Consider the following 24,159-nt stretch of genomic DNA (forward strand, 5'->3'; position numbering starts at 1 on the left):
AAAAGTCCCCCTTGTAATATCTACCGTTACTAACTATTTAGTTATTTCCGTATTTTCATCAATATTATAGTAATAAATCATAGTACCATCTATATCATTATTGTTGTATCCTAAGTTAACCTCATTTCTTCTAATAAGTACTGTTTTCAACTCAACAAGTGGCACAAATACATAATCCTCTTTAATCTGTTCTTGGGCCTTTTTATAAATCTCTATAGCTTTTTTTTCGTCAACTTCAACACTTCCTTGTTCAATTAAATCATCAACTTTGTCATAATGACTATAATTGGTAACTGCAGTGGGCGTACCAACTGTAGCAGGTCCATAGAAAAACTGTGATAGCGTAACATTGGCATGTGGCGCTCTAACATAGCCGTACATGACAATATTGTTTAAATCATCTCTCGCATTAGCATGATATGTGGAATGATCTACTTGCTCCAATGGCATGTCAATTCCAGCTTTCTTTAACTGATCTTGTACAAAGACCATTTTATCTAAATAAGAACTTAAAGTGCTGATATATTGAGTAGGTAAGGTAAGACCGTCTTCATAGCCTGCTTCCTTCAGTAAATCTTTGGTTTTTTCAACATCATATTCATAACTACCAACATTTGCAGCACCAAAATATCCTGTTGTTACGGGTCCCTCTGGTACAGATGCAGCTTCTTTTGCACTAATTTCCTCAATTAATGGTTCGATATCAATCGCGTGTGCTATAGCCTTTCTAACTTTAATATCATCTAAAGGTGCTTTGGAAGTGTTTAAATAAATCCCCCATAATAAAGGTGGATTTGTATAATCTATAGTCAAATCATTATTCTGATTTCTCTTGTCCACCCATAGTTGGTCATTTATCCCTGGTGCTAGATGTATCTCACCTTGATCCATCGCAATCTCTATTGCTGTTGTATCAGTCATTATCATAAATTCTATATTATTTAACCTAGGCTCTCCTTTGAAGTAGTCCTCATTTTTAACCAATACAACTTTCTCATTAGAGTTATATTCTTCAAAGATAAATGGCCCAGTTCCAACAGGGGATGTCATAAAACTATCACCAGCATCTTTTATTGCTTCAGTATTGACTATCATTCCTCCATGATAATTTATCACCTTTAAAAGAAATGATGTATCTGGTTGAGTAAGATTAAATTCGACTGTATAATCATCTGGGGTCTCAATACTTGCTATATTATTATAATCATTTTTCCACGGTGAACCCGTTTCCTCATCCATTACTCTTTCAAATGACTTTTTAACATCACTTGAGGTTAATTCACCATAGCCCTTTTGCCACTGAACCCCCTCCTTTAGAAAGAATGTCCATTTTGTTGCATCTTCATTATGTTCCCAATCTTGGGCTAAGTCTCCTTCTATCTTCGAAAAATCAACTGTACCAGATGGGAATTTCACAAGACCATTAAAGATTGTCTGTACAATAGCTACTTCATTTACAGGAGAAGCGAAATGTGGGTCTAGTTTTTCTGCTTCTCCACTTATTGCAACTCTTAATGTATCTCCTTCAGAACCTAGTGAATCTTCATTTTGTGAAGGTTGCTCCGATTCTTTACATCCTGCTAGTACTACTAATAATAACAAAAAGAAATATAATAGAATTTTACTTTTAAATTTACAATTCATTTTTTCTCCCCCACTATCTAAGCATTTTTCTTGCAATAATAAATTTTTGTATTTCTGTTGCTCCTTCCACAATTCTCATGACTCGGATGTCTCTGAACCACCTTTCTAGAGGTAGTTCTTTAGTTAATCCCATCCCTCCATGAATTTGGATTGAACGATCTAACACTTTAAAGGCCATTTCAGTTGCATGTAGTTTACACATAGAGGCTTCCTCAATAACATCCTCACCTCTCTCTAGTTTCCAAGCTGTTTCATAAGTTAACAGTCTAGCAGTTTTGATATCAACAGCTGAATCTACTAACATCCATTGGACTGCTTGACGGGTTGAGAGTGCCTTTCCAAATGTTTCTCTTTGTTTAGCATATCTAATCGACATATCTAAGGCCCTTTGAGCCATCCCTAGACAAGTAGCAGCCATTTTTATACGACCATATGCTGCCCATTCCTTAAAGAGCTGAAATCCTTCACCAATCTCACCAAGTACTTGAGAGTTTGGAACTATAACATTATCAAATATTAGTTCAGTAGAATACTGAGGTCTAATCACAGGAACTTTACGATTAACTTTAAAACCATCAGTATTAGCATCGACAAGGAACATTGTTATTCCACCACGGCCTCGTTTTTCTTTATCGGTAACAGCAGTTACAAAAAGGAAATCTGCACGATCTGCTAAAGTGCTAAATAATTTCGTACCATTAATGACCCAATTATCCCCTTCCTTGGTTGCAGTAGTTTGAATTGCAGCTGCATCAGATCCTGCACCTGGCTCAGTGTTAGCCATTGCTGACCTTTTTTCACCACGAATTACTGGTAGTAAGTATTTGTCAACTTGTACATCTTTTGCATTGTATAAAATACCAGGTGGTTCTCCACCAAATGGACTATGATGCGCAGTACCAATTGTTGTTTTGCTTTTTTCCTCTTGCGCAACTGCCATTCCAAGAGGTCCCACTCCTCCACCACCTAATTCAGTTGGTGTGGTCAACGCCCACAATCCATTGTCTTTTAATTTATCTGATATCCGCTTATGCTCTTCTTCAGGTAGCTCTACCCAATCAGGATTTGTATTACACAACTGTTGTTCTAGTGGCCGACACTCTTTTTCAACAAACTTTCTAATAGTACTACGAAGCATTTGAATCTCCTCAGGCAACCTAAAATCCAAATTAAACACTCCTTATATTAGTTTTAGTTTTCTTCTTCCACAACGACTAATGCATCCACAATTTTTACTCCATTAGAATTTGCTACAACTGGGTTTATATCAATTTGAATACTTTGTTTTAGAGATGCGCATATAATAGAAAAGTTTGATATGAATTCTGATAACAAATCAATATTAACTGGTTTTTGGCCTCTAAAACCTTTCATAATGTTATATCCTTGAATCTCTTCTATTAACCTCTTTGCTTGTATTTTAGATAAAGGTGGTAAAACAGTCTTAGTATCCTTTATCGCTTCAACAAAAATGCCTCCTAAACCGAATGTTATGGATGGACCTAACTGCTTATCTACAGTACATCCAACAAAAAGCTCCACTCCATCACTAATCATTTCCTGTACTAATATTCCATCTATTTCCTCTAAATTTGCTTTTTGCAAAACCTCACTCTCTATCTTTTGGTAAGCGTTTTCAACCTCCTCAACAGTTTTTAAATTCAGAATCACTCCACCTATATCTGTCTTGTGTGGTATTTTTTCTGATTGAACTTTAAGAGCAACGGGAAAGCCTATATCTTTTGCATATTCCCCAGCCTCAACAGCTGAGTGTGCTAACTTTTCATGAGTTATTGGTAAGCCATTTTTCTCCAACCATTTTTTAGCTTTATATTCAAACAAATTATTTTCTATTGATATTTCATTTTTTAGTAGTCTTCTTTTATCTGAAATAAAAGTTAGCATTTCATTTTTTCTTTTAAAATTTGAATGAATTTTAACTAACTTATTTATAGCTTCTATACATCTCTTAGGGCTTTTAAAACAAGCTATTTTTTCTTTTTTTAATAACTCTAATCCTGGTTTTGCCAATTTATCACCAGCCATCCAAATAACGACTAGTGGCTTATTTATTTCTTTTGACTTATCTATAAGAAATTGAGCCATTTCAGCTGACCGTTCACCTGTAACCATTGTTAATGCTACTACTAATATATCAATGTTTGGATCCTCCGCAATTGTATTTATTGAATCACTGAATAATTTATTAGAGCTCGCTATTTGTGCAGTTAAATCTACAGGATTTATTGAAGAACCAAAATCAGGCAGATAGTTACTTAGGTTTTCAATTGTACGATTGTTAAGTTTAGGAACTTCAAGATCATTTATGGAACACTGGTCGGCTATAATTACTCCAGCCCCCCCTGAAGTCGTTACTATACCAACTCGATTTCCAGAAGGCTTCTTTGTTTTTGTTAGTAGCTTACATAAATCCGATATTTCATCAATATCCTTTACTTTAATGAAACCTAATTGCTGAAATAAACTATCGTAGAGTTCACCTGCTCCAACAAGTGCAGCAGTATGAGATGATGCAGCTATAGCGCCTACCTCAGACTCACCAACTTTAAATGTAATAAGAGGTTTCTGTTCAATTAAACAAATCTCGGCTAGGTCCAATAATTTATCAGGATTTTTAAAACCTTCTACATAACTTATTAATATATCGGTATCTTTCTGCTTAGCGAACTCTAATAAGAAATCAGATACTTCAAGATCAACTTCATTACCAGTGCTAACCACGTAATTAAAACCTATACCTTCTTCTTGAAGTTGATTAAAGGTTGAAAAACCAAGAGCACCGCTTTGTGATGCAAAAGCAACCGGACCAGAACTAATTGAAGGAAGATTGAGAGCTCCACTAAAACTTGCTGCTACATTATTTTTAACGTTAAAAATTCCCTGGCAATTAGGACCTAAAATCCTTATATCTCCTCTGTTTGAGACTTCTTCTAAATAGTTTTGAAGGCCTTCTCCATCACTTCCCGACTCAGCGAAACCGGAACTATAAATAATTACATTCGGAACGTTTCTATTCAAACACTGTTCTATCACATTTGGAATGCTCTTAGCTGGTACTATCAATATCGCTAGATCAATAGGGCCATTAATCGAGTTTATATCAGGAAATGTAGGAATTTTATTTATTTCCTTATACTTTGGATTAACTGGATAAATCTCTCCTTGAAATTCATATTTTATTAAATTATTTAAAGTCCTTCCACTAATACTTTTTTCGTTTGGAGAAGCCCCAACAATTGCAATTGATGCTGGATTAAAAAATGTTCCAAAATTCAATTTCTTATAACCGCCAAATTCTGTCTTAATTTTTAAACTCATCCCTTCTTTTTAATTTTTAATAAATAGAGAATATTTACTTAATTTAGATAATACAAAAAAATACCTATAGACACAAATACATTATTTATATTAATATATAGGTTAAAGCTATAAGTTAAAGGAGTAAAGGTAATGGATATAAGACAAATGAAGTATTTTCATGCAATTGTTAAATATAAAACATTCACAAAAGCTGCCCAACTTCTCCATATATCTCAACCATCCCTTAGTTCCCAAATTAAAGATCTTGAAAAGGAACTAGGTTGTGTATTATTTGAACGGACAACAAAAATTGTATCTTTAACAGAAGCTGGAATAAATTTTTTAAAACTGATCACACCTATATTAGAACAAGAGAATAGAATCTACCAAGAAATGGAGGATTTAAAGGAAATAGGGTTAAAGAAAGTAAATATAGGAATACTACCTTCACAAGTATTTTTGTTACCTAAAATTATATTACAATTTAAAAAGAAGTATCCAAATATTGCCATTAATATTTTTGAAATGGGTTCTAAAGACATGGAAAAATCATTAGAAAAGTATGATATTCATTTAGGGTTAACTTCTCCAATTTCATATTCGAAATTTCTAACATACTTACCTGTTTATGAGGAAGAATTATTTATTATTGCACCTTTTGACCATCCTTTTAAAACATATTCTCATATCACCACTTCAGATTTAATAGGACAAGACTTTATTTCTTATAAGGAAGGATATTCTCTCAGGGAAATCTTATTGAAGGTTTGTTCTGAAGCTGGATTTAAACCAAATATTATGTATGAATGCGGTAGATTAGAAACTATTCGCCAATTAGTAATCTCAGGTATGGGAATCGCTATAGTCCCAGAAAATTATATACGTTTCGCTATTTCTGATAAAATGAGTATCATCAAAATTGTGAAATCAGATATTCGAAGACCATTAAATATTATTATGAGCAAAGATAGACATTATCCTAAACCAGTTCATGATTTAAAGAATTACTTTTTTGATTTTTTTATTGAAACCAGTTAGCAAAAGGGGAATAACACTCTACCTCTCCCCACCACTTACCGTTTCATATACTGTGATTAAAAAATTTAAGTGTATTTACTTGAGGAATTGATTTAGGTTAAACTGACTACTCACTAATTCTTTTGGATAAGCTGAGTAGAATTAAACTATATACTTAATCGACAGTTTACCTACTATGTCTTTACTTTATGTCTTTTGTTCAGGTTCTTTGAGTTTTTTAGGACTCTTAAGTCTCCTTTAAACTTCTTTCAACGTTTCCATAAGTGATAAATTCTTTGTCTACTCTACTAATTTAACTTTTGATTTTGACATAATAACTAATTCGCTAGTAGTTGATCTGTTCTTTTTTTATCTCGTTTATTTCATAATAACCTCAATAAAACTATTTTTATATTTCTCAGAGTTCTTTTTGATTATGACCACTAAAATGTACCACCTGTGACATATTTTTTACCACGGAATGACAAAGAATGTACCAGTAAATGATAGGATGTTTACCACTTTACTTTCATACTTTGTATAATTAATTAGCACACTTAATTGTGTGGCATTTATTATACATGAGGAATTTTTTATGATTCATTATCGACAGATTTTGGAATTAAGCGATGAAGAAATCGGAGCGTTGTTATACAAAATATGAAATAGAACCTGCATGTAAAATCATGATCTCAATGACTAACAGACGAATGCTCAAAGGTATTCAAGCGGTTTTGAAAAGTAAAAAAAGAACGATGCAAAACAGAAACTGAAAAGAAACATGGAAAATAACAATAATAACTACGGCTTCACACGTGGAGCCTCATACTATGGGGAACAAATATATGATGAATGAACAAACTTTAACAAAATTACACGAAATGATTGAATGGAGTGACCGAAAAGCCCTACAGATTACCTTTTAATCTGTAGGGCTTTCCTTTTATCAATCAGCGTAGTTTGGTAAATTCCTCCTTCTTTGCTAGTTAGATATTATTCCATAAACTTTCATTTCGTAGATCACCCTATTTCACTCTTTTCACGGTTAACTATAAGGTTATAGTTGATGTTCAAAACATAGATTCCTTAAAATTGGAGAGGTATTTCCACCTTTATAAAGAAAGTAATTATCTGGATTAAATAACAATATGATTAAATCTAGTTATAAGTAGATCACACTAAATATACTTCAAATAATTCAAAAGCTAAATAAAGAGAAACCTAAAACTACATCATAATATATTTTAAGTGGTCTTTATGGTTGGTTATCTTTTCTTTTTATACAAGTTTATCGACTGTGCAAAGTAATTAATTTCTAACTTTATATTGCATAATAATCTTTCTCACAAATGCTGCCCTTCAGTGTGAGATTTCTATAGGACAAATTTTCTGTAAACATCAAAACAATATTAAATTACACTATAATAGATTTTCACTCTAATATGCAAATGTTTTTATGTGATTTGACGAAAAAAAACGGTTTTAAAACTTTTACCTCGAATAACACGATTTGATAGTAGAATCTTCTAAAAAATAGGATAAAATGATTACCAATCAAACTCATTTGTCTAAATGATTTAGGTAACATTATCTTAGTCAAATGATTAACATCTAAATCTTCATTATATAACATTTAGAATAAATCCACGTCAATTTAGTACTTGTACTTTTAAAATAATTGCTCTATTTTCTTCCTAAAGACTTTATTAGAGGAATTCCTATATCTATAGCCATTTCATCTAAAATTTTAATGGTCGATAAATGGTATGGAATACCATTCTCAATATGGTGTTTTCTCCTTATCGATCCGCTTTCTCCCGACACTCTTACTTTATCAACATTTTCACCGGTCTCAGTATTTTGTAACACTTTTACATACTCATCTAAATTTTCTAAGAATGTTTCTACTGGTAAAAAACGCTCAATATCTATAGCCAAAAAAAAGTGCCCAATATCTCTTGGGGCCGAGTAGTCATATTTACCTTTTATGTTTGGACTTACAGTTCCACCTGAAAGAATACCTGTTAATATATCTATCATTAATGCTATTCCATAACCTTTATGACCTGCTAACGGAAGTAACACCCCTTCTAAAGCTTCTGCAGGGCTAGTAGTTTCCTCCCCTTTTGCATTTAATGCCCAATTCTTTGGAATTTGTGTACCTTCTCTTTGCGCTTTATAAAGTTTTCCACGGGCAGATACACTGCAAGCAATATCTAAAGAAATTGGAAAATCCTTTCCTGGGACTGATATTGCTATTGGATTATTTCCGATATTGGCTTTCATACCACCCCAAGGTGCCATTATCGGTGGACTATTAGAAGCAGCTATTCCAATCATATTTTGTTCAGCGGCCATTATAGAATAGAAAGATGCTATCCCAAAATGGTTACTCATATTCATTGTAGCCATACCCATCCCATGTTTTTTAGCTTTACCTATTACCCACTGCATTCCTTTATAGGCAGCAACATGTCCAATCCCATTTCCAGCATTAAGTGATCCACCCCACGGCCAATCTTTTATTATTTCTATATTTAATTTTGGCTCCATTCCACATTTTTTAATTCTTTTAATATAATCCGGCAAGCGAATCAAACCATGTGTCATTATCCCCCTCATATCAGCCTCGACCAAGACTTCTGCGAAGATTTTGGATTCCTCTTCAGAAATATTAAAACTACTGCAGGACTCTATAGCAAACTTTTTTGCATTTTCGACTGTTACAATTTGTTCTTTCACCAACAAATATCCCTCTTTCCTTCAGTCTATTTTTATAATTATTATTTAATTTTTTTCCTTAATATTAATAAAACAACTAATACAATCGCTATGAAGGTTCCTGTAAAGGCTAATGATTGTTTTATAGCTAAAATACCTGCTTCTTGTTTAGAGACATCTACAATATAAACCTCCCTCCTCCATTCGAATATTATGGAAATAACAACTACAGATAGTATTTTCACTATTTGTCTGAATATGCTTATAATAGCAGAGCCATCATTAACGTTATTTTCTCTTAATGAATTCAAAGACATTGTAACTGAAGGAGTATTAATGAATCCATTTCCTATACCCTGAAAGATTAATAATAAAACAATAATCCAGATAGGAACTTTTCCGACCCAGAAACTTAAGGAAAATAATGAAAAGGTAAGTAAAATTATCCCTGTGGATAGAACAATAAATGCTCCCTTCTGGTCTAATAATCTCCCCCCTATAGTCATAGCAATACCAATAGCGATTGCCTGTGGAAATAATATTAAACCAGTAAAAAGAGGACTTTTCAATAAGACTTCCTGCATAAGTAATGGAATTAAAATAAGTATCGTAAAAAAAGAAATGGTACTACATGTAGTTATTAGTAGTCCTATTGAGAATACTTTATTTTTAAATACCCTTATATTAAGCAAAGGGGATTTAACTTTTATCTCGTTCTTCACAAAAAAATATAAGCTTATCCCTCCAATACCTAATACCCCCCAAGCAAAGTAGTGGGGCATACCACTTTGTAATCTTTCAATACCAAACAAAAAAGAAACTATCCCTATAGTTATTAAACTGTATCCTAATATATCAAAGGTATTTTTTTCTAATCCCTTACTTTTCTTCAAATAGTAAGAGGCGGTTATTAGAGCAATGACACTAGTAGGTATATTTATAATAAACAACATAGGCCAATGATAAAAACTTAAAATAAATCCGCCTAATGCAGGGCCAATAGCAGGGGCAATCATAGCAGATATCCCCCAAATTCCCATAGCTAGTCCTCTTTCATTTTTTGGAAAGTATTTAAATACCAAAATCATAGAAAGTGGCATAACTATTCCTCCACCTAATCCTTGTAAGAATCGCGAAATAATTATTAAAAAAAAAGTACTTGAAAATGTACCTAATAAGGAAGAGAAGACAAAAAAGCTCATCCCAAGAATAAATACCTTTTTATGTCCAAACTTATTGCCTATATAACCAGTTAAAGGCGTGGTTAAAGCCATCCCTAGCGCAAAAATTGTGACAATCCATTGAGTCTGAACTGTGGTTATTTGGTAATAATTCATAAAGTAAGGCAGAGCAACATTCATTAGACTATTATTGAGAATAACTGTGAAACCCCCAAGCTGTGTTGCAGCTAATATGCCCCACTTATTTACTTTTTGAATACTTTTTTCTTCAACTCTAACATTTACCTGTCGAGCCATTTAAACACCTTTTTTCATAGAATCATAAAAATATTAAATTAAAAATATTAAAGATTTAATGCAAGTACCTCTCTAACTCCTAACAAAGTACTCTACTACTTGTCGATACAAACAAAATCTGTCTACATCTTAGAATTACTGTTCATGCTTAACTTCATCCATCCTTTTACTGACCTTTTATTATGAAATAAAAGAATCCACGACTTTTTTAGGAAAACGTAAATTTTAATTTCTCACCCCCTTTTCTCGATATGGAATTCACATAATCAAATATTTATTATAATTCACATTATAGTTAAAAAATTCATAAAAATCAATAAAATTATAACCTAAAAATGTTAACTATACTGTGAAAAATTTCCAAAATGTCAAAATTCAACTAAAGGTGGCTTTGTCCATTTTTTTGAAAGATATTTACATTTAAAACCAAAAGAGGCAACGACGACTTATTTTAATTATGGAATCATCTGTTTTTTTAAACCGGCACATCATAATATAGATGCTGCTTATAGCCAGCTACTGATTTGAAGCAATAACTTTTTGCTTTATGTTTCTATTTGAATCAGTACATGCAAACAATAGATGATGAGGGCGATATAGATTTGAATTTTTATTGTTGTTTTATCCATTAAAAAAATAACTCGATAGCCCTACGAGAGCGGTAGATACTGCTAATCTCATCTGCACTTAAATCAAATCGGTTTGTGATTAATCGGAGGACATTCCCCTTTGTATCTATCACTTCCAAAAAAACGAAACACCTTCTCAGCACGATTCTGTGTCGAGCTGATAGACCATTTGATCGGATAAAGCGATAGAATCAGATGGTAGAGAAACACCTAAAATATCAAAACATCAATAATGCTTAAGTATACATTTCTTATTCTTTACATTATTTTCTTTGATTTACGAGTTATTTCCTCTATATACATACGTGGACAAGGTTTCCCATCTTAGTAAAGATAACCTTGGTTTAATGTTCTAATAATGGCCGTTTGAATATTGCTATTTCACTGCTTAGCAGCCCTTATAGAATTATAATGTGTAATTATTCTACACGTTAGAATTCTAAATCTATTCAATTGTTTGTCGCTTAATGATTTCTGTTCTTTTAATTCTTCTAATGTCTTTTAAAAAGGAAGTGTAGCCTATGTAAATTGTCTCTCTAAATCCATCTCTTCTTTTCGATTTTGTTCACATTTTGCTATGCTAAATCAAAGAAGAACTGAGTAAAGGATAGATCCTTATACTCAGCCCCTCTAATTAAATGCAGATAGGTGATTTGCTGTTTCTGCTAAACGTTGTGTCTTCATCGTTGGTCTGGCTGTCCTATATTATTTCTCCCTCAATATTGCAGTTTAAACATCATTTCTCTTTTTGAGCCTCGAACTCCACAACCCAACCAGAACCCCCTCCTAATTGGAACATTCTCAGAGTTATCTATCACTGTATCATTTACTTGTCGGTGTGGTTTTAAGTATGCAATGAATTCGCTAAAATCAGTTGCAACTTAAAGTTTATCTTCGACCTCCTTTATACAAACTTTTTCATGCTTACTAAACGTTTCTAATATGATAAATAACTAATATATTGTCCTTATGCATCTTGATATACTAGTTTCATAATTGCTTTTATATGTATATTTTTGGTGACTAGTTTTGAGTGTTTATTTTTTTATGGAAAACAATTCAGCTGATCTTTTTTATTCTTATTAAGTCACCCCCCTTGTTCATTCAATGTATCAATATTATGAAATATACAATGTTCAGCGAAATTATCCTTGATAAAACCAACTACAATTTTAATTTTCCGTTTACTTTCTAATCACATTACTAAAAGTAGAAGGATCAAATTCCTAAATCCTTTAAATTGTCGGAGTATTAATGTATAGATAGTTATCTAATTGACAGTAAAAATTGCTAGGATTAATAATCCAAGCAATTTTTCTGTTTCTGGCATATTTATGCTCACTCTGCTTTTACTCTCACCAATTGTTTCCCAATATTTTCTCCTTTAAATAACCCTATAAATGCATTTGGTGCATTTTCTAAACCTTCTATAATATTTTCACGATATTTAAGCTTTCCTTGTTGCACCCAATCCCCTAAATATTGGTATCCCTCTGAAAAGCGTTCTGAATAATCACTTACAATAAAAGCTTTCATTAGTGCACTACAATTAAGTAAAAATCGTTGTACACGTGGACCCACCGCTTGTTCTTCACTATTATATTCAGAAATTTGCCCACAAACGATGATTCTAGCTTGGAAATTTAATCGATACATTACGTGGTCAGTAACTACTCCACCAACATTATCAAAATATATATCTACCCCATCTGGACATTTGTCCTTTAAAGCTTCACGTAGATTCTCTTCTTTATAGTTTATAGTTGCATCGAATCCTAATTCTTTCTCCAGATATTCATTTTTTTCCTCAGAACCAGCAATACCAATAACTCGACAGCCTTTATTTTTTGCAATCTGTCCCACAACTGTTCCAACTGCACCAGCAGCTCCAGACACCACAACAGTCTCTCCTGATTTGGGTTTGCCGATATCTAAAAGGCCAAAATATGCTGTTAAACCAGGCATACCAACAACTCCTAATGCTGTAGTAATAGGTGCAAGGTTAGGATTAACTTTACGAATATTACGGCCATTAGAAACAGAATAGTCAGACCACCCAAGGCGACCTTCAATGATGTCTCCAATTTCAAAACGTTTGTTCTTTGATTCTACAATTCTACCAACTACCCCGCCCGTCAACACTTCATTTAAATTATACGGACTTGTATACGTCTTTATCCCACGCATTCTCCCACGCATATATGGATCTACAGATAGATAAATCGTTTCTACTAAAACTTCACCATCTCTAATACTAGGTAAAGGCTCTTCAATTAACTTGAAATTGTCTTGTATCGGCATCCCCTTTGGTCGACTAACTAATAAAATACTTCTATTTTTTGACTCCATACTTAGCCTCCACTTTGATTATTATACTTAAGTAAATTGTCTTTATCTAAAACTCAACTATTCATTAATGTATTTACAAAGTACTTCCCCCATCAACACTAAGCACTGTACCTGTCACAAAATCACTAGCTTGTGTTGCTAGATAAATCGCCGCTCCTTTCAACATATTCTCATCACCTATTTTTCTTAATGGAATTGTCTCAACAACCTTTTCTTCTTTTTGTTCTAATGTTCCTTTTGTCATTTTGGTTCTAAACATGCCTGGTGCTATTGCATTGACATAAATATTATGTCTTGCCCATTTTATAGCTAAGTCTTTTGTAAAATGAATTACTGCAGCTTTACTTGTCGTATAACCAATAGTGTTTGTAACTTCAGGTGGTCTAACTGTGAGACCTGCAGCTGAAGCAATGTTAATAATTTTCCCATGATTTTGTTCGATCATATGTTTACCGACTGCCTTGCTTAATAAGAATGTTCCGGTTACATTAACGTTCATTACCTTATTCCATGCTTCTAATGGCATCTCTTCTACAGGTGCCCCCCACGTAGCACCACTGTTATTTACAAGAATATCGACTTTTTCGAAATCAGCAAGAACTTTATTTACAACGCTTTTAACCTGTTCCTCATTGGTAACGTCTAATGCATAACCTTTTGCTTTTATCCCATATTCATTCGAAAGCCTTTCAGCAACCCCATCACAACTTTCTTTTTTCCTTGAACAAAGTGCCAACTCGCACCCCATTTCTGCATATACTTCTGCAATTTGTTCCCCTAAACCACGTCCACCTCCAGTAATAAGAGCAACTTTTCCGGTTAAATCAAATAGTTCGTTAACTTTCATTATTTATATTCCTCCACCCTAATTGTTTACAATATATTCCTATTCTCTTTGCTTATTACACCAATTCGAGCATAGCTTGCTCTCGAACGACTGTTCTAAAGTCTTCTGCAATTTGATATGACGCCCCCGTGATAGTCAGCAAATCTTCAAATGAAATTTCGTCAATTTTCTCTACTAACATTAGTTTGCCTTGACGAATCTTAAAAACAGCATATTCAGTAATAATAGTGTCTACCCTCTTTGTTGCAGTAAGCGGATAGGTACATTTTGGCAGTATTTTTGCTTCCCCTTTTGGCGTTACATGTGTAGTTGCAACAATAACCCTTTTAGCTCCAGCTACAAGGTCCATTGCACCACCAACCCCCAGTACATCTTTACCTGGAATAGCCCAACTTGCTATATCACCATTCTGAGCAACTTGAAGTGCACCTATAACCGTCGCATCCAAATGTCCCCCTCGCATCATAGCAAATGATAATGAACTATCAAAAAAAGAGGAATGCGGCTGTATCGTAACTGGAGCTTTTCCAGCATTAATTAAATCTGGATCTTCCTCCTCAGGAGCAGGTGATGGCCCAACACCTAAAATACCATTTTCTGAATGCAAAGTTACCTTCCCTCGAGGAAGATAGTCAGCTACCATTGTAGGGATACCAATGCCCAGATTTACTACTCCTGTTTGTAATTCTTGTGCTGCTCTCCATGCTATGTATCTCTTAATTGAAATATCAACCATTAACTGTGTCTCCACCTTTCACTACAACATCAACAAAAATAAATGGAGTAATAATTTCTTCCGGATCTAATTTACCCACCTCTACTATTTCATCTACCTCTACAATAGTTATGTCAGCTGCCATAGCCATCAATGGATTAAAATTACGGGCTGATTTCCTATAAATAAGATTACCCGCCTTATCTGCCTTATAGGCCTTTATTAATGCAACTTCAGCTGTCAACGATTCTTCTAGCACGTACTCCCTACCATTAAAAACACGACTTTCCTTATTATTGGCTAGTTCTGTACCTGCAGAAGTTGGGGTATAAAAAGCAGGAATACCTGATCCACCTAATCTTAATGCCTCCGACAACGTTCCTTGAGGAAGCAACTCAATTTCTATTCGATTTTCGCGATAAGCCTTCACAACTTCTTTGCTCGTAGTATAATAAGTACCAATTGCTTTCTTTATTCTCCCCCCCATAAATAAATGGTGTAGATTCGAACCTTCACTTATATTGTTGCTTATAATGGTAAAACCATCGAGATCTGTGGTTTCAATAACTGCTTCTAGCAATTTCTCTGGAATTCCAGTTCTGCCAAACCCTCCTACCATCATTCTGGCTTTATTAGGAATTTTTGAAACAGCTTCTTCAGCAGATAAGAATTTGACATTTGTTTTTATTATTTCTTTTCTTACGTCATTCAAGTGTGTTCCTCCTCATTCATCCAATTCAACCTTTTTATTTTTATAATTTTAATTATATAATACAAATTCAGATAATTAAAGGTAATCAATAGTTTAGATAACAATTTGAATTAATATAAAGAGTACACAACTTTTTATCATCTATTTCCTTACGTTCTTATGTAAAGATTTTTAGTATTTATATTTTATAAGTTATAATTTTCGCTGTAATAAAGTTACATTAGAATAGAGGTTATTATAAAAAATAAATATAATATAGATTCTTCTATAAATTCTCCTTCATGTATCGTTATAATTGGAAGAAAGAGTTGAACGAGTAGTTAAAGAAAATATTATAAGATTACTGATAGTAATTAGCTTACATAAATAATTTGTATTTCCAAATCAGTTAGCAACGACTGGTCTTCCAGCACTTCCCTAGTCCACATATACTTTTCTTCGGTAACTACGGTAACTCACCCAAATCAATAAATAATACAGCATCTAGAGGATTTTCAATTCTTTTCTTCGCAGTATAATAACCGAGTTGAATTTTGTTGGTCTACTATTCTTGCCTACCTATTAATCCTGCTTTCTTTTTTTATTTAATTCTTGGATTTATCAAGCATTATTCCGTTCTCCTTATTTAATGAATAGTAAAGGTTACCTATTTACTATGAATACTAAATAGGTAAATATCATTGTGTACTTACTTCAAATCCAACTATTGATTTAACGTCCCACCATCAACAACTAAAGTTTCTCCCGTAATAAACGAAGCCTCGTCAGAAGCCAAGAATAAAACAGCATTCGCTACTTCTTCTGGTGTTCCAATTCTCTTTAAAGAATTTGCAGTTGATAAAAGCGGCCATTTCTTCGTTTCCTTCCAATGGGTTACCATACTAGTATCAATAATCCCAGGCGCAACCGCATTCACTCGAATATTTTGTCTACCAAACTCTTTCGAAACAGCTTTTGTAAGTGCAATTACACTACTTTTAGAAGCTGAATAGGCAGATATTAGTTTTTGACCTTTAATTCCCGCTATACTAGCCGTATTAATAATCGAACTTCCTGATTCCATTTTTGGAATAATATATTTCAAACCTAGAAATACACCCGTAATGTTTGTGTCTAACACTTTTTGCCACTGTTCCAACGACACATCAGGCAATTTCTTTTCTCCACCACTTCCAACACCAGCATTGTTAAATAATATATTAATCTTTCCATATAAATCTATTGTCTTCGTAACCATATTTTCTACTTCCTGCGAATCTGTCATATTAGTAATAATATAATCTGCATTTCCACCATTTTCTCTTACCATATTTACTGTTTTCACACAAGCATCTTCATTAAGATCGGTAACCATGATAGAAGCACCTTCTTCTGCAAAACGCAATGCAGTTACTCTACCGATATCTCCACCGCCCCCTGTAATAATTGCTACTTTATTCTTCAATCTCATACACCCATCTCCTTATTTTAATAGTATGAATTCTTATAAATCATTAATTTAATAAATGAATATTATTTATCCATTAACTATACCTATCCTGCATCACCAGTATAAACCACAAATTTTTAAGCATCTTTGGTAGCATTTGGTGTATAATTGTAATGGTGTGGATAAAGAGGTCTAAGCACAAGTTCTCCATTCTCATTTGGACTACAAGATTCATCGTTTTTATTCATTATTGCCCCTTCGTAAAAAGGCGTTTTTATCCCCATAAACCCTTCTAATAAATCCTGCCCACCATGTTGGATTATAATATTAATTACCTCTGCAATTTTCTTCCTCTCATCCTTTGTATACCCTTCGAAAAGATGCATTGGAGATCCCTCCCTACACCGAATTAATCTTTATACCGACGAATCTACGTTTACTTCGGTCGGACAAAACCGGCTGACATAAAATTAATGTCAAACATCTTATCAAATTCAATGAAATTTGAGGAGAGATTGCATATGTACGCGATTAATGTGTGTTCACTTGATTGTCTTCACCCAATTTTGTTAATAATTCCACAGTGGGGCGGAAAGAGCACTTAGCAGAGAAGCATCAGGTTGCTTCAAGTTCAATTGAACTGTTCACATATCTATAACCTCAAATCTATCAAGAATAAGTCAAACAAGATAATACTCAACCATTTACAACAGAGATTTCTATTGCAAGTGTTCTCTCCTAAAAAATGTACTTCATGCATTCATTAAGGTCTAACGATTAGTTTCCCATACGTCCCTCTATCCCCTAATACTTCTAAAGCTTCAGGAACTTTTGTAAAATCATAATCCTTAAAGATTAATGGCCGAATCGCCCCCTCTTCATATAAACGCATTAAATCATCGTGAATCTCCCTTGCTTTTTCTGGAAAGTGTCTTCTAAACAATCCCCAATGAACCCCTACTATGGAATAATTCTTAACTAGTGCATGGTTTACTGGAGCTTCTGGTATACGACCACCTGCAAAACCTACTACTAACAAGCGTCCATCAAAAGTAATACATTTTCGAGATAAGTCAAAAACGTCTGCACCTACTGGGTCATAAATAACGTCTGCACCTTTCCCATTTGTTTCCTTCTTAACAATTTCGACAAAATTTTCAGATCTATAATCAATTGCAACATCTGCACCTAACTCTTTACAAATCTTAACTTTGTCAGGTCCTCCTGCAGTTGCGATTACTTTAGCCCCTCTAGCTTTACCAAGTTGTATAGCGGCTGAACCAACTCCTCCAGCCCCAGCATGAACTAACAATACTTCTCCTTCTTTCAGAGATGCTCGATGATATAATGCATAATAAGATGTTTGATAAGTAATAAACATTCCTGCAGCTTCACTGGAAGTCATTGAATCTGTTACAACATATACAGATTCTTCTGGTACGCTTATCCACTCAGATAACCCTCCTTCTGGTTTAGCCGGTGTAGCAATAACCCGTTGGCCTACCTTTAATCGGCAACCTTCTCCGACTTCTCGAATAGTACCAGATATTTCTGAACCAGGTGTAAAAGGAATCGGTGGTTTTTCCTGATATTTACCTTGGCATAGTAAAATATCAAAGAAATTTAGCGCGCATGCATCTACCTTTATCAAAACTTTACCAGATTCCACCTTTGGTCGAGGCCATTCTTTCAATTCTAGAACATCTTTTGGTTCTCCTAATTTTGTAACCTTCCAACTTAGCATTAAAAATCCTCCTTATTTATTAAATAATATTATAAACATAATTTATTTTCAGTAAATTTTAGGCGTAAAAAATTCTATACAGTATCAAAAAAAACTATTTCACTTTCTTCAATTCTTCCTCTTGTAGTTTACGCCAGAGTATTTTCCCACTACTAGTTGTTGGCAAATCTGATTTAAATTCAATATAACGAGGATACTTATAAGCAGCCATATTTTTTTTCGTCCATTCTATAATTTCCTCTTCGCTTATTCTTCCTTTATATTCTGTATTTAAAATGATAAAAGCCTTTATCGTTTCTCCCCTTCTAGAATCAGGAACACCAATAACACAAGCTTGATGTACCGCAGGGTGTTTATAAAGATAGGACTCAACTTCTGTCGGCCAAACTTTAAATCCAGATGCATTTATCATTCTTTTAACTCGGTCAACGATATAAAAATACCCATCTTCATCATAGCGTCCTATATCTCCCGTCCGAAAAAAACACTTTCCATCCAAGTTAATAAAGACCTTTTCATTTTCATCATCACGGTTATAATAGCCAATCATAACTTGTGGTCCACTAACTATAATTTCTCCTTCTTCATCAGCGTTAACTTCTTTATGTGTATTGGGATTAATTATTCTTGCATCTACTCCAAATACCGGTATTCCTAAGCACTGCATTTTTGGCCTTTCACCTGGGTTTTGGTGTGTTTGCGCAATTGTTTCAGTAAGACCATATCCCTCAGTAAACCTTATTCCACTTAGTTTATAAAGTCTCTGTCCTACTGCTTCAGGAAGAGTTGCTCCTCCACCAGATATACTAATTAGTGAAGATAACTGCTCTTTTCTCAGATTAGGATTTGCTAAAAAGTCTGTAACCATCGTACTAATCGCAACCCAATTAGTACACTTGTTATGACTTATTAACTCTGCAGCTAATTGCCTATTCCAACGGGTCATGATAACAATTGTACTCCCCGCGTAAAGTGGCGTATGCATACTACCTACCATACCAGTTACATGAAAAAAAGGCAGAGTAGCCAAGTGCACATTACTAGCATTTATTCTATTCCAATGTGCTCCACCAACTGTATTGGCTTGAACAGTTCTATTCGTATGCATGCATCCCTTTGGTATACCAGTAGTTCCAGAGGTGTAAGGAATGACAGCAAGATCATCTGACAACGAGCTCAATGCATTCGGTTTATAATAAGATTCAATACAACCAATCCACAAATGATGATTGGAATTATTAGATTCTTTTCTAAAAAGAGCCACTTCTTCAGGAATCTCCAATGAAAATTCATCTGATATGTAATCCGAATATGCGGCTAAAATAATATCATTCAAAAAACCCTCTTCTAATAAAGGATCTACATTTTCTAACAATTCTTGACCTATAATGCCATTTTTGATATCACAATCATTTATATAAAACTCTAATTCCGTTGCCTTTAACATTGGATTTAATGGTACTACAATGGCATCCGCCCTTAAAATAGCATAATATCCAATAATATATTGAGGAGAATTTTGCATTAATAATAGAACTTTATCTCCTTTTTTGATCCCTAATCTGTGCTGGAGGAAACCAGCCAATGCATCAACTTCTTTAATTAGTTGTTTATAAGTTAGATTACTACCATAATAATTTATAGCAATGTTATCTGGATACCGCTTGGCACTGATTTCTAGATTGTTATATAATGTTGTATTCGGAATAAGTATTTGCTTGGTTAACCTAAAAGGCCAATGTTCATAGTGGCGAGTTAACATAAACAACTCTCCTTGTATTATTTAGTTAAACTATTTAATAAATTATTATTTAATTCTTTTAACTCTCCATCTTTCACGTGGACTAATAATTCAGATGCTCCAATGTCTCCTGTGAAATCAATTAAATCTTGCATCCCCTTCTTAATACTAGAACGACCAACTCTACTTTTTTCTAAGATATTTCTAACTTTATTCTTACAATTAAAATCCTGCTCTAATGCTAGTTGAACTGCGTCATTGTATTTAACATTGTCTAAATTGAGTTGTGATAAAATAATGCTTGCACACAGAAAATCTTCAAGTGAAAAATGGCCCCCAGCACCAGAACAAACAATATAAACCTCTTCATCCTGTAATGTATTCAAGTATTTAGCAACAGTAGGAGCATTTCTTAAATTGGCTAATAATACTCTCTTTGCGTTAGCTGCTCTACAAATTGCTCGTGTACCATTTGTTGATAAGAAAATGACATCTTTATTTGCTACCACTTCAGAAGGGAATTCTTTAGGTAAATGACCAAGAGTAAATCCATCTATTTTTCTCCCTCTCTGCTCCCCACCAGTAATAGCCGTTTCACCTAATTTATCAAGTAGACGTTCTGCATCTTCCTTGTTTTCAACTGGAATGACTCGTTTTGCACCTCGTTCCATAATAGTAAGAAGTGTAGTAGTTGCTAAAAGTACGTCAATTACAACAACAGTATTGCTATGCAACAATTCCGGTTTAATCTCCTCTTTCGATAACCACAACCTGCACCTTTTCATTCCTTACCTCCTAAGATAATACTATTTTCAGCTCGTAACTAATGGTAAAAAAGGTATGCTTAAATGAGAATATATCTACTATTGTCTTTTACCATTTAAGCATCACCTTTTGAATCTACTATTCCACTACCCTATCAATTACTTGACCAAATTGTTTTCTTTGATTGTCGAAGTATTCTTTTACTTCTTGCGTATTTAAATCTGGTAAGATGTAATTATTTTTCTTTGCAAAGTCTTCAAGTCTAGGATCTTCCATTGTTTTACTTATCACGTCTTCCCATTTTTCTATAACATTCTCCGGTAGACCACTTGGCCCTCCTACTCCAATCATAGCGCTCATGTCAAAATCGTACCCTAACTCTTTTAAGGTTGGTACATCGGGATGTGTCTCTAGTTTAGTATCAGGAATAACTGCTAACACATTAATGTCTCCTGATTGAACGGATCCTAGCATTGCAGAAATTGTGTCAAGTGTAAAATCAACATGACCTCCTAGAACCCCTGAAGTTGTCTCAGCTGCACTACTATAGTTGACAGTCTCCCATTGTAACTCAAAGTTTTCTTCTTGATTAATTAATTCTGCCATTAGAGCATTTGTAGTAGATGATGATGCATAAGTAATCTCATTATCTTTAGAATACTCTATTAACTCTTCGAATGTCTGGAAAGGCGCATCTTTACTAGCAGCAATAACGTGCATATATTCCATTACTGGTCGTATTAATATAAAATCGTCCTCATCTTGCTCCATTAAATCAAGATGCGGATTTATCGCAAATAACGATGTCCCCATTCCCCCTGCTACTGTATAACCATCAGGCTCTGCATTCGAAAGTGTAGAATACATGGATAGTCCTCCGCCACCAGTTTCATTCTTTATAATAATTCTTTGACCCAAATGTTCTTCTGCAATACTAATGAACTCCCTAAAATATAAATCAGTGGTTCCACCAGCTCCATAAGGAATCATTAATGTGACAGGTCTTTTAGGATAGTCTGATTCTCCACCACTACTAGATTCTTCACTACAAGCAATTAAAATAAAGATCATACTAACAAATATGACTGAGAAGATTATTTTTTTGTACACTCGTGTATCCTCCTTCCTGTAACATAATAACTTTACAGAACATTCATTCTATTCTCATCTAATATACAAATTAATTCTTACTCAACTACTCTATCAATTACCTCACCAAAACGTTCTCTTTGTTTGGTAAAAAAGTTATCCATCTCTTCCTGAGACATATTTGGCAATGTATAATGGTTCTTTGCTGCAAATTCAATTAGTTTAGGATCTTTTAACGTCTTATTTATTACGTCCTCCCATTTAGCTTCTACTTCACTTGGTAAACCTTTAGGTCCTCCGATCCCTATCATCGCTGTTATATCTAAATCATATCCCAACTCATCCATTGTAGGAACATCTGGATGAGACTCAAATTTTTCAGGTGTAACAGCTAGATAGTTTATATCTCCTGCTTGCTCAGAACCAGAAACTGCTATAGGCGATACTAACGTAAAATCTACATGCCCACCTAAAACGGCTGCAATAGATTCGGAATCACTAGTATAATTAACAATTTTCCATTGCAAATCGAAATTCTCTGCCTTATTAACTGTCTCAGCGAAAAGATGATTCGTCGTACTAGAAGCAGCAAATGTTAATGAGTTTTCCTTTGAGTATTCGATCAATTCCTCAAATGTTTGATAAGGAGCGTCACTAGGTGCGACAAATACATACTGGTATTGCATTGCAGGTGAAACAAGAGTAAAATCATCACCATCGTGATCCATTAAATCAAGATGCGGATTTATCGCATAGAGCGATGTTCCCATACCTGCAGCCATTGTATAACCATCAGGATCTGCATTTACGAGCGAGGAATACATTGACAATCCCCCACCGCCGGTTTCATTCTTAATAACTATTCTCTGTCCAAGATGTTCTTCCGCGATATTAGTAAACTCTCTGAAGTATAAATCCGTTGTGCCACCAGAGCCATAAGGTAACATCAAGGTAACGGGCTTTTTAGGATAATCAGAATCACCACTATCACTCGCCCCGTCACTACATGCAGATAAAATCAATACCAATAGTAAAATGACCATTGGAAATATAAAACTTCTATTAATATTGATCACTCCCTTACTTATTGATTAAACTATTAAAATATTATTTCCCACTAAAATTTGGGTTCCTTTTTTCTTTAAATGCTTGGATTCCCTCAGCATGGTCTTCCGTTGTTGCAATAGTTGCCTGCGTAATGCGTTCTTGTTCCAATATTTCAGCTAAACTTGACTGTAGTGACTGATCAGCAATCTTTTTAATCAATCCAAAAGTTTTTGATGGTCCAGCAGCAATTTCTGCAGCAAACTCCTCTACACTTTTCTCAAAATCTTCTAAAGGATATATATGATTAACAATCCCTAAGGAATGTGCTTCTTCCACGGTAATAGGTTTTGCTTTAAAGAAGAGTTCCTTCGCACGATAACTACCAATTAACCTAGGTAGAAAATACAATCCCCCACCGTCGGAAATTAATCCTACTTTAGAAAAACTTAAAACAAACTTACTATCCTTAGCAGCTAGAATGATGTCACTTGCTAGAGCAAGATTAAACCCAGCACCTGCAGCATACCCATGAACAGCAGCAATAATAGGTTTTTCAAGATCTCTCATAGTTAGAATTAATTCATTTAAATTACCAATATGTTCATAGGTTTCAATGGGTTTCCTTTTTCCCATTCTTTTCACATCGCCACCAGAACTAAATGACCTACCAGAACCTGAGATAGTAATAACCCTTACATCGTCATTCGTTTTTGCGTCAATTAGTGCTTCTTTCAATCCCTTAATCATTTCTGGACTAAAAGCATTCAGACTTTCTGGACGATTAAGTTTTAAGTGCATAATCCCATTGCTGATCTCCATAAGTAAATGATTAGATACTTCCATTTGTTTTTGCATAGTAAAATCCCCTATCCATGTATATTTTGTTTAAGCATTTACTTTCCCATTATTTT

At 34.0% G+C, this 24,159-nt stretch carries 18 protein-coding genes and 1 pseudogene; 1 reads left to right on the forward strand and 18 read right to left on the reverse strand.

All coding sequences use genetic code 11. The features are described 5' to 3' along the window. Positions 1 to 33 precede the first annotated feature (33 nt). The 3 genes from D8M06_RS05505 to D8M06_RS05515 are packed head-to-tail and all read right to left on the reverse strand — an operon-like array spanning position 34 to position 4,983. A complete protein-coding gene (locus D8M06_RS05505; protein ID WP_147404947.1) occupies positions 34 to 1,644 on the reverse strand; it encodes an ABC transporter substrate-binding protein in 1,611 nt (536 codons plus the stop codon). A gap of 13 nt (positions 1,645 to 1,657) precedes the next feature. Continuing rightward, a complete protein-coding gene (locus D8M06_RS05510; protein ID WP_121203379.1) occupies positions 1,658 to 2,812 on the reverse strand; it encodes an acyl-CoA dehydrogenase family protein in 1,155 nt (384 codons plus the stop codon). A 23-nt stretch (positions 2,813 to 2,835) separates the two neighbouring features. Continuing rightward, a complete protein-coding gene (locus D8M06_RS05515; RefSeq protein ID WP_121203380.1) occupies positions 2,836 to 4,983 on the reverse strand; it encodes an acetate--CoA ligase family protein in 2,148 nt (715 codons plus the stop codon). Positions 4,984 to 5,115: 132 nt separating this feature from the next. Here D8M06_RS05515 and D8M06_RS05520 point away from each other — a divergent pair, with 132 nt between their 5' ends. Continuing rightward, a complete protein-coding gene (locus D8M06_RS05520; protein ID WP_121203382.1) occupies positions 5,116 to 6,003 on the forward strand; it encodes a LysR family transcriptional regulator in 888 nt (295 codons plus the stop codon). A 1,662-nt stretch (positions 6,004 to 7,665) separates the two neighbouring features. Here the strand turns inward: D8M06_RS05520 and D8M06_RS05525 are convergent. The 15 genes and pseudogenes from D8M06_RS05525 to D8M06_RS05595 all read right to left on the reverse strand — a co-directional run bounded on the left by D8M06_RS05525 (position 7,666) and on the right by D8M06_RS05595 (position 24,103). After that, positions 7,666 to 8,724, reverse strand: a complete 1,059-nt coding sequence (locus tag D8M06_RS05525) for an Ldh family oxidoreductase (protein ID WP_241558888.1) — start codon at positions 8,722 to 8,724, stop codon at positions 7,666 to 7,668. A 41-nt stretch (positions 8,725 to 8,765) separates the two neighbouring features. After that, positions 8,766 to 10,181 (reverse strand): DHA2 family efflux MFS transporter permease subunit, encoded by a 1,416-nt coding sequence (locus D8M06_RS05530; protein WP_121203386.1) that lies wholly within the window; start codon positions 10,179 to 10,181, stop codon positions 8,766 to 8,768. Between the two features lie 548 nt (positions 10,182 to 10,729). After that, positions 10,730 to 11,003, reverse strand: a pseudogene (locus D8M06_RS20115) (IS4 family transposase); the annotation flags it as partial. A 1,145-nt stretch (positions 11,004 to 12,148) separates the two neighbouring features. Then, positions 12,149 to 13,159, reverse strand: a complete 1,011-nt coding sequence (locus D8M06_RS05540) for an NADP-dependent oxidoreductase (protein WP_121203387.1) — start codon at positions 13,157 to 13,159, stop codon at positions 12,149 to 12,151. Positions 13,160 to 13,232: 73 nt separating this feature from the next. Next, entirely contained in the window at positions 13,233 to 14,006 is a 774-nt protein-coding gene (locus D8M06_RS05545; protein WP_121203389.1) for an SDR family oxidoreductase, read from the reverse strand. A gap of 55 nt (positions 14,007 to 14,061) precedes the next feature. Next, the gene (locus tag D8M06_RS05550) at positions 14,062 to 14,742 is read right to left on the reverse strand and encodes a 3-oxoacid CoA-transferase subunit B (protein ID WP_194074616.1); all 681 of its coding nucleotides are present in this window, start codon (positions 14,740 to 14,742) and stop codon (positions 14,062 to 14,064) included. After that, on the reverse strand, positions 14,735 to 15,433 hold the full coding sequence (locus D8M06_RS05555) for a CoA transferase subunit A (RefSeq protein ID WP_277749468.1): 699 nt from the start codon (positions 15,431 to 15,433) through the stop codon (positions 14,735 to 14,737). The genes D8M06_RS05550 and D8M06_RS05555 overlap by 8 nt, the downstream gene beginning before the upstream one ends. 703 nt (positions 15,434 to 16,136) lie before the next feature. Beyond that, on the reverse strand, positions 16,137 to 16,883 hold the full coding sequence (locus tag D8M06_RS05560) for an SDR family NAD(P)-dependent oxidoreductase (protein WP_121203390.1): 747 nt from the start codon (positions 16,881 to 16,883) through the stop codon (positions 16,137 to 16,139). A gap of 116 nt (positions 16,884 to 16,999) precedes the next feature. Then, complete coding sequence (locus D8M06_RS05565; protein WP_121203392.1) at positions 17,000 to 17,248, reverse strand: hypothetical protein; 249 nt, start codon at positions 17,246 to 17,248, stop codon at positions 17,000 to 17,002. A gap of 377 nt (positions 17,249 to 17,625) precedes the next feature. Further along, complete coding sequence (locus D8M06_RS05570) at positions 17,626 to 18,606, reverse strand: NADPH:quinone oxidoreductase family protein (RefSeq protein WP_121203393.1); 981 nt, start codon at positions 18,604 to 18,606, stop codon at positions 17,626 to 17,628. Positions 18,607 to 18,700: 94 nt separating this feature from the next. Next, on the reverse strand, positions 18,701 to 20,368 hold the full coding sequence (locus D8M06_RS05575) for a long-chain-fatty-acid--CoA ligase (RefSeq protein WP_121203395.1): 1,668 nt from the start codon (positions 20,366 to 20,368) through the stop codon (positions 18,701 to 18,703). Between the two features lie 17 nt (positions 20,369 to 20,385). Beyond that, entirely contained in the window at positions 20,386 to 21,132 is a 747-nt protein-coding gene (locus tag D8M06_RS05580; protein ID WP_121203397.1) for a 2-phosphosulfolactate phosphatase, read from the reverse strand. A gap of 118 nt (positions 21,133 to 21,250) precedes the next feature. Continuing rightward, positions 21,251 to 22,222 carry a tripartite tricarboxylate transporter substrate binding protein gene (locus D8M06_RS05585; RefSeq protein WP_121203399.1) on the reverse strand — a complete coding sequence of 324 codons (972 nt, stop codon included), beginning with the start codon at positions 22,220 to 22,222 and terminating at the stop codon, positions 21,251 to 21,253. Between the two features lie 77 nt (positions 22,223 to 22,299). Further along, the gene (locus D8M06_RS05590; protein WP_121203401.1) at positions 22,300 to 23,244 is read right to left on the reverse strand and encodes a tripartite tricarboxylate transporter substrate binding protein; all 945 of its coding nucleotides are present in this window, start codon (positions 23,242 to 23,244) and stop codon (positions 22,300 to 22,302) included. Between the two features lie 64 nt (positions 23,245 to 23,308). Next, complete coding sequence (locus D8M06_RS05595) at positions 23,309 to 24,103, reverse strand: enoyl-CoA hydratase/isomerase family protein (RefSeq protein WP_241558843.1); 795 nt, start codon at positions 24,101 to 24,103, stop codon at positions 23,309 to 23,311. Between the last annotated feature and the right edge of the window lie 56 nt (positions 24,104 to 24,159).

This window comes from Oceanobacillus halophilus (genome assembly GCF_003628505.1).
GTDB lineage: Bacteria > Bacillota > Bacilli > Bacillales > Amphibacillaceae > Oceanobacillus > Oceanobacillus halophilus.

What these genes read in the sequence shown, in the direction of transcription:
- D8M06_RS05590 (WP_121203401.1), bottom strand. Translation starts at nt 23,244, where the DNA reads ATGGTCATTTTACTATTGGTATTGATTTTATCTGCATGTAGTGACGGG.
- D8M06_RS05570 (WP_121203393.1), bottom strand. Translation starts at nt 18,606, where the DNA reads ATGCTAAGTTGGAAGGTTACAAAATTAGGAGAACCAAAAGATGTTCTA.
- D8M06_RS05505 (WP_147404947.1), bottom strand. Translation starts at nt 1,644, where the DNA reads ATGAATTGTAAATTTAAAAGTAAAATTCTATTATATTTCTTTTTGTTA.
- D8M06_RS05580 (WP_121203397.1), bottom strand. Translation starts at nt 21,132, where the DNA reads ATGAAAAGGTGCAGGTTGTGGTTATCGAAAGAGGAGATTAAACCGGAA.
- D8M06_RS05560 (WP_121203390.1), bottom strand. Translation starts at nt 16,883, where the DNA reads ATGAGATTGAAGAATAAAGTAGCAATTATTACAGGGGGCGGTGGAGAT.
- D8M06_RS05530 (WP_121203386.1), bottom strand. Translation starts at nt 10,181, where the DNA reads ATGGCTCGACAGGTAAATGTTAGAGTTGAAGAAAAAAGTATTCAAAAA.
- D8M06_RS05545 (WP_121203389.1), bottom strand. Translation starts at nt 14,006, where the DNA reads ATGAAAGTTAACGAACTATTTGATTTAACCGGAAAAGTTGCTCTTATT.
- D8M06_RS05595 (WP_241558843.1), bottom strand. Translation starts at nt 24,103, where the DNA reads ATGCAAAAACAAATGGAAGTATCTAATCATTTACTTATGGAGATCAGC.
- D8M06_RS05550 (WP_194074616.1), bottom strand. Translation starts at nt 14,742, where the DNA reads ATGGTTGATATTTCAATTAAGAGATACATAGCATGGAGAGCAGCACAA.
- D8M06_RS05575 (WP_121203395.1), bottom strand. Translation starts at nt 20,368, where the DNA reads ATGTTAACTCGCCACTATGAACATTGGCCTTTTAGGTTAACCAAGCAA.
- D8M06_RS05515 (WP_121203380.1), bottom strand. Translation starts at nt 4,983, where the DNA reads ATGAGTTTAAAAATTAAGACAGAATTTGGCGGTTATAAGAAATTGAAT.
- D8M06_RS05540 (WP_121203387.1), bottom strand. Translation starts at nt 13,159, where the DNA reads ATGGAGTCAAAAAATAGAAGTATTTTATTAGTTAGTCGACCAAAGGGG.
- D8M06_RS05520 (WP_121203382.1), top strand. Translation starts at nt 5,116, where the DNA reads ATGGATATAAGACAAATGAAGTATTTTCATGCAATTGTTAAATATAAA.
- D8M06_RS05565 (WP_121203392.1), bottom strand. Translation starts at nt 17,248, where the DNA reads ATGCATCTTTTCGAAGGGTATACAAAGGATGAGAGGAAGAAAATTGCA.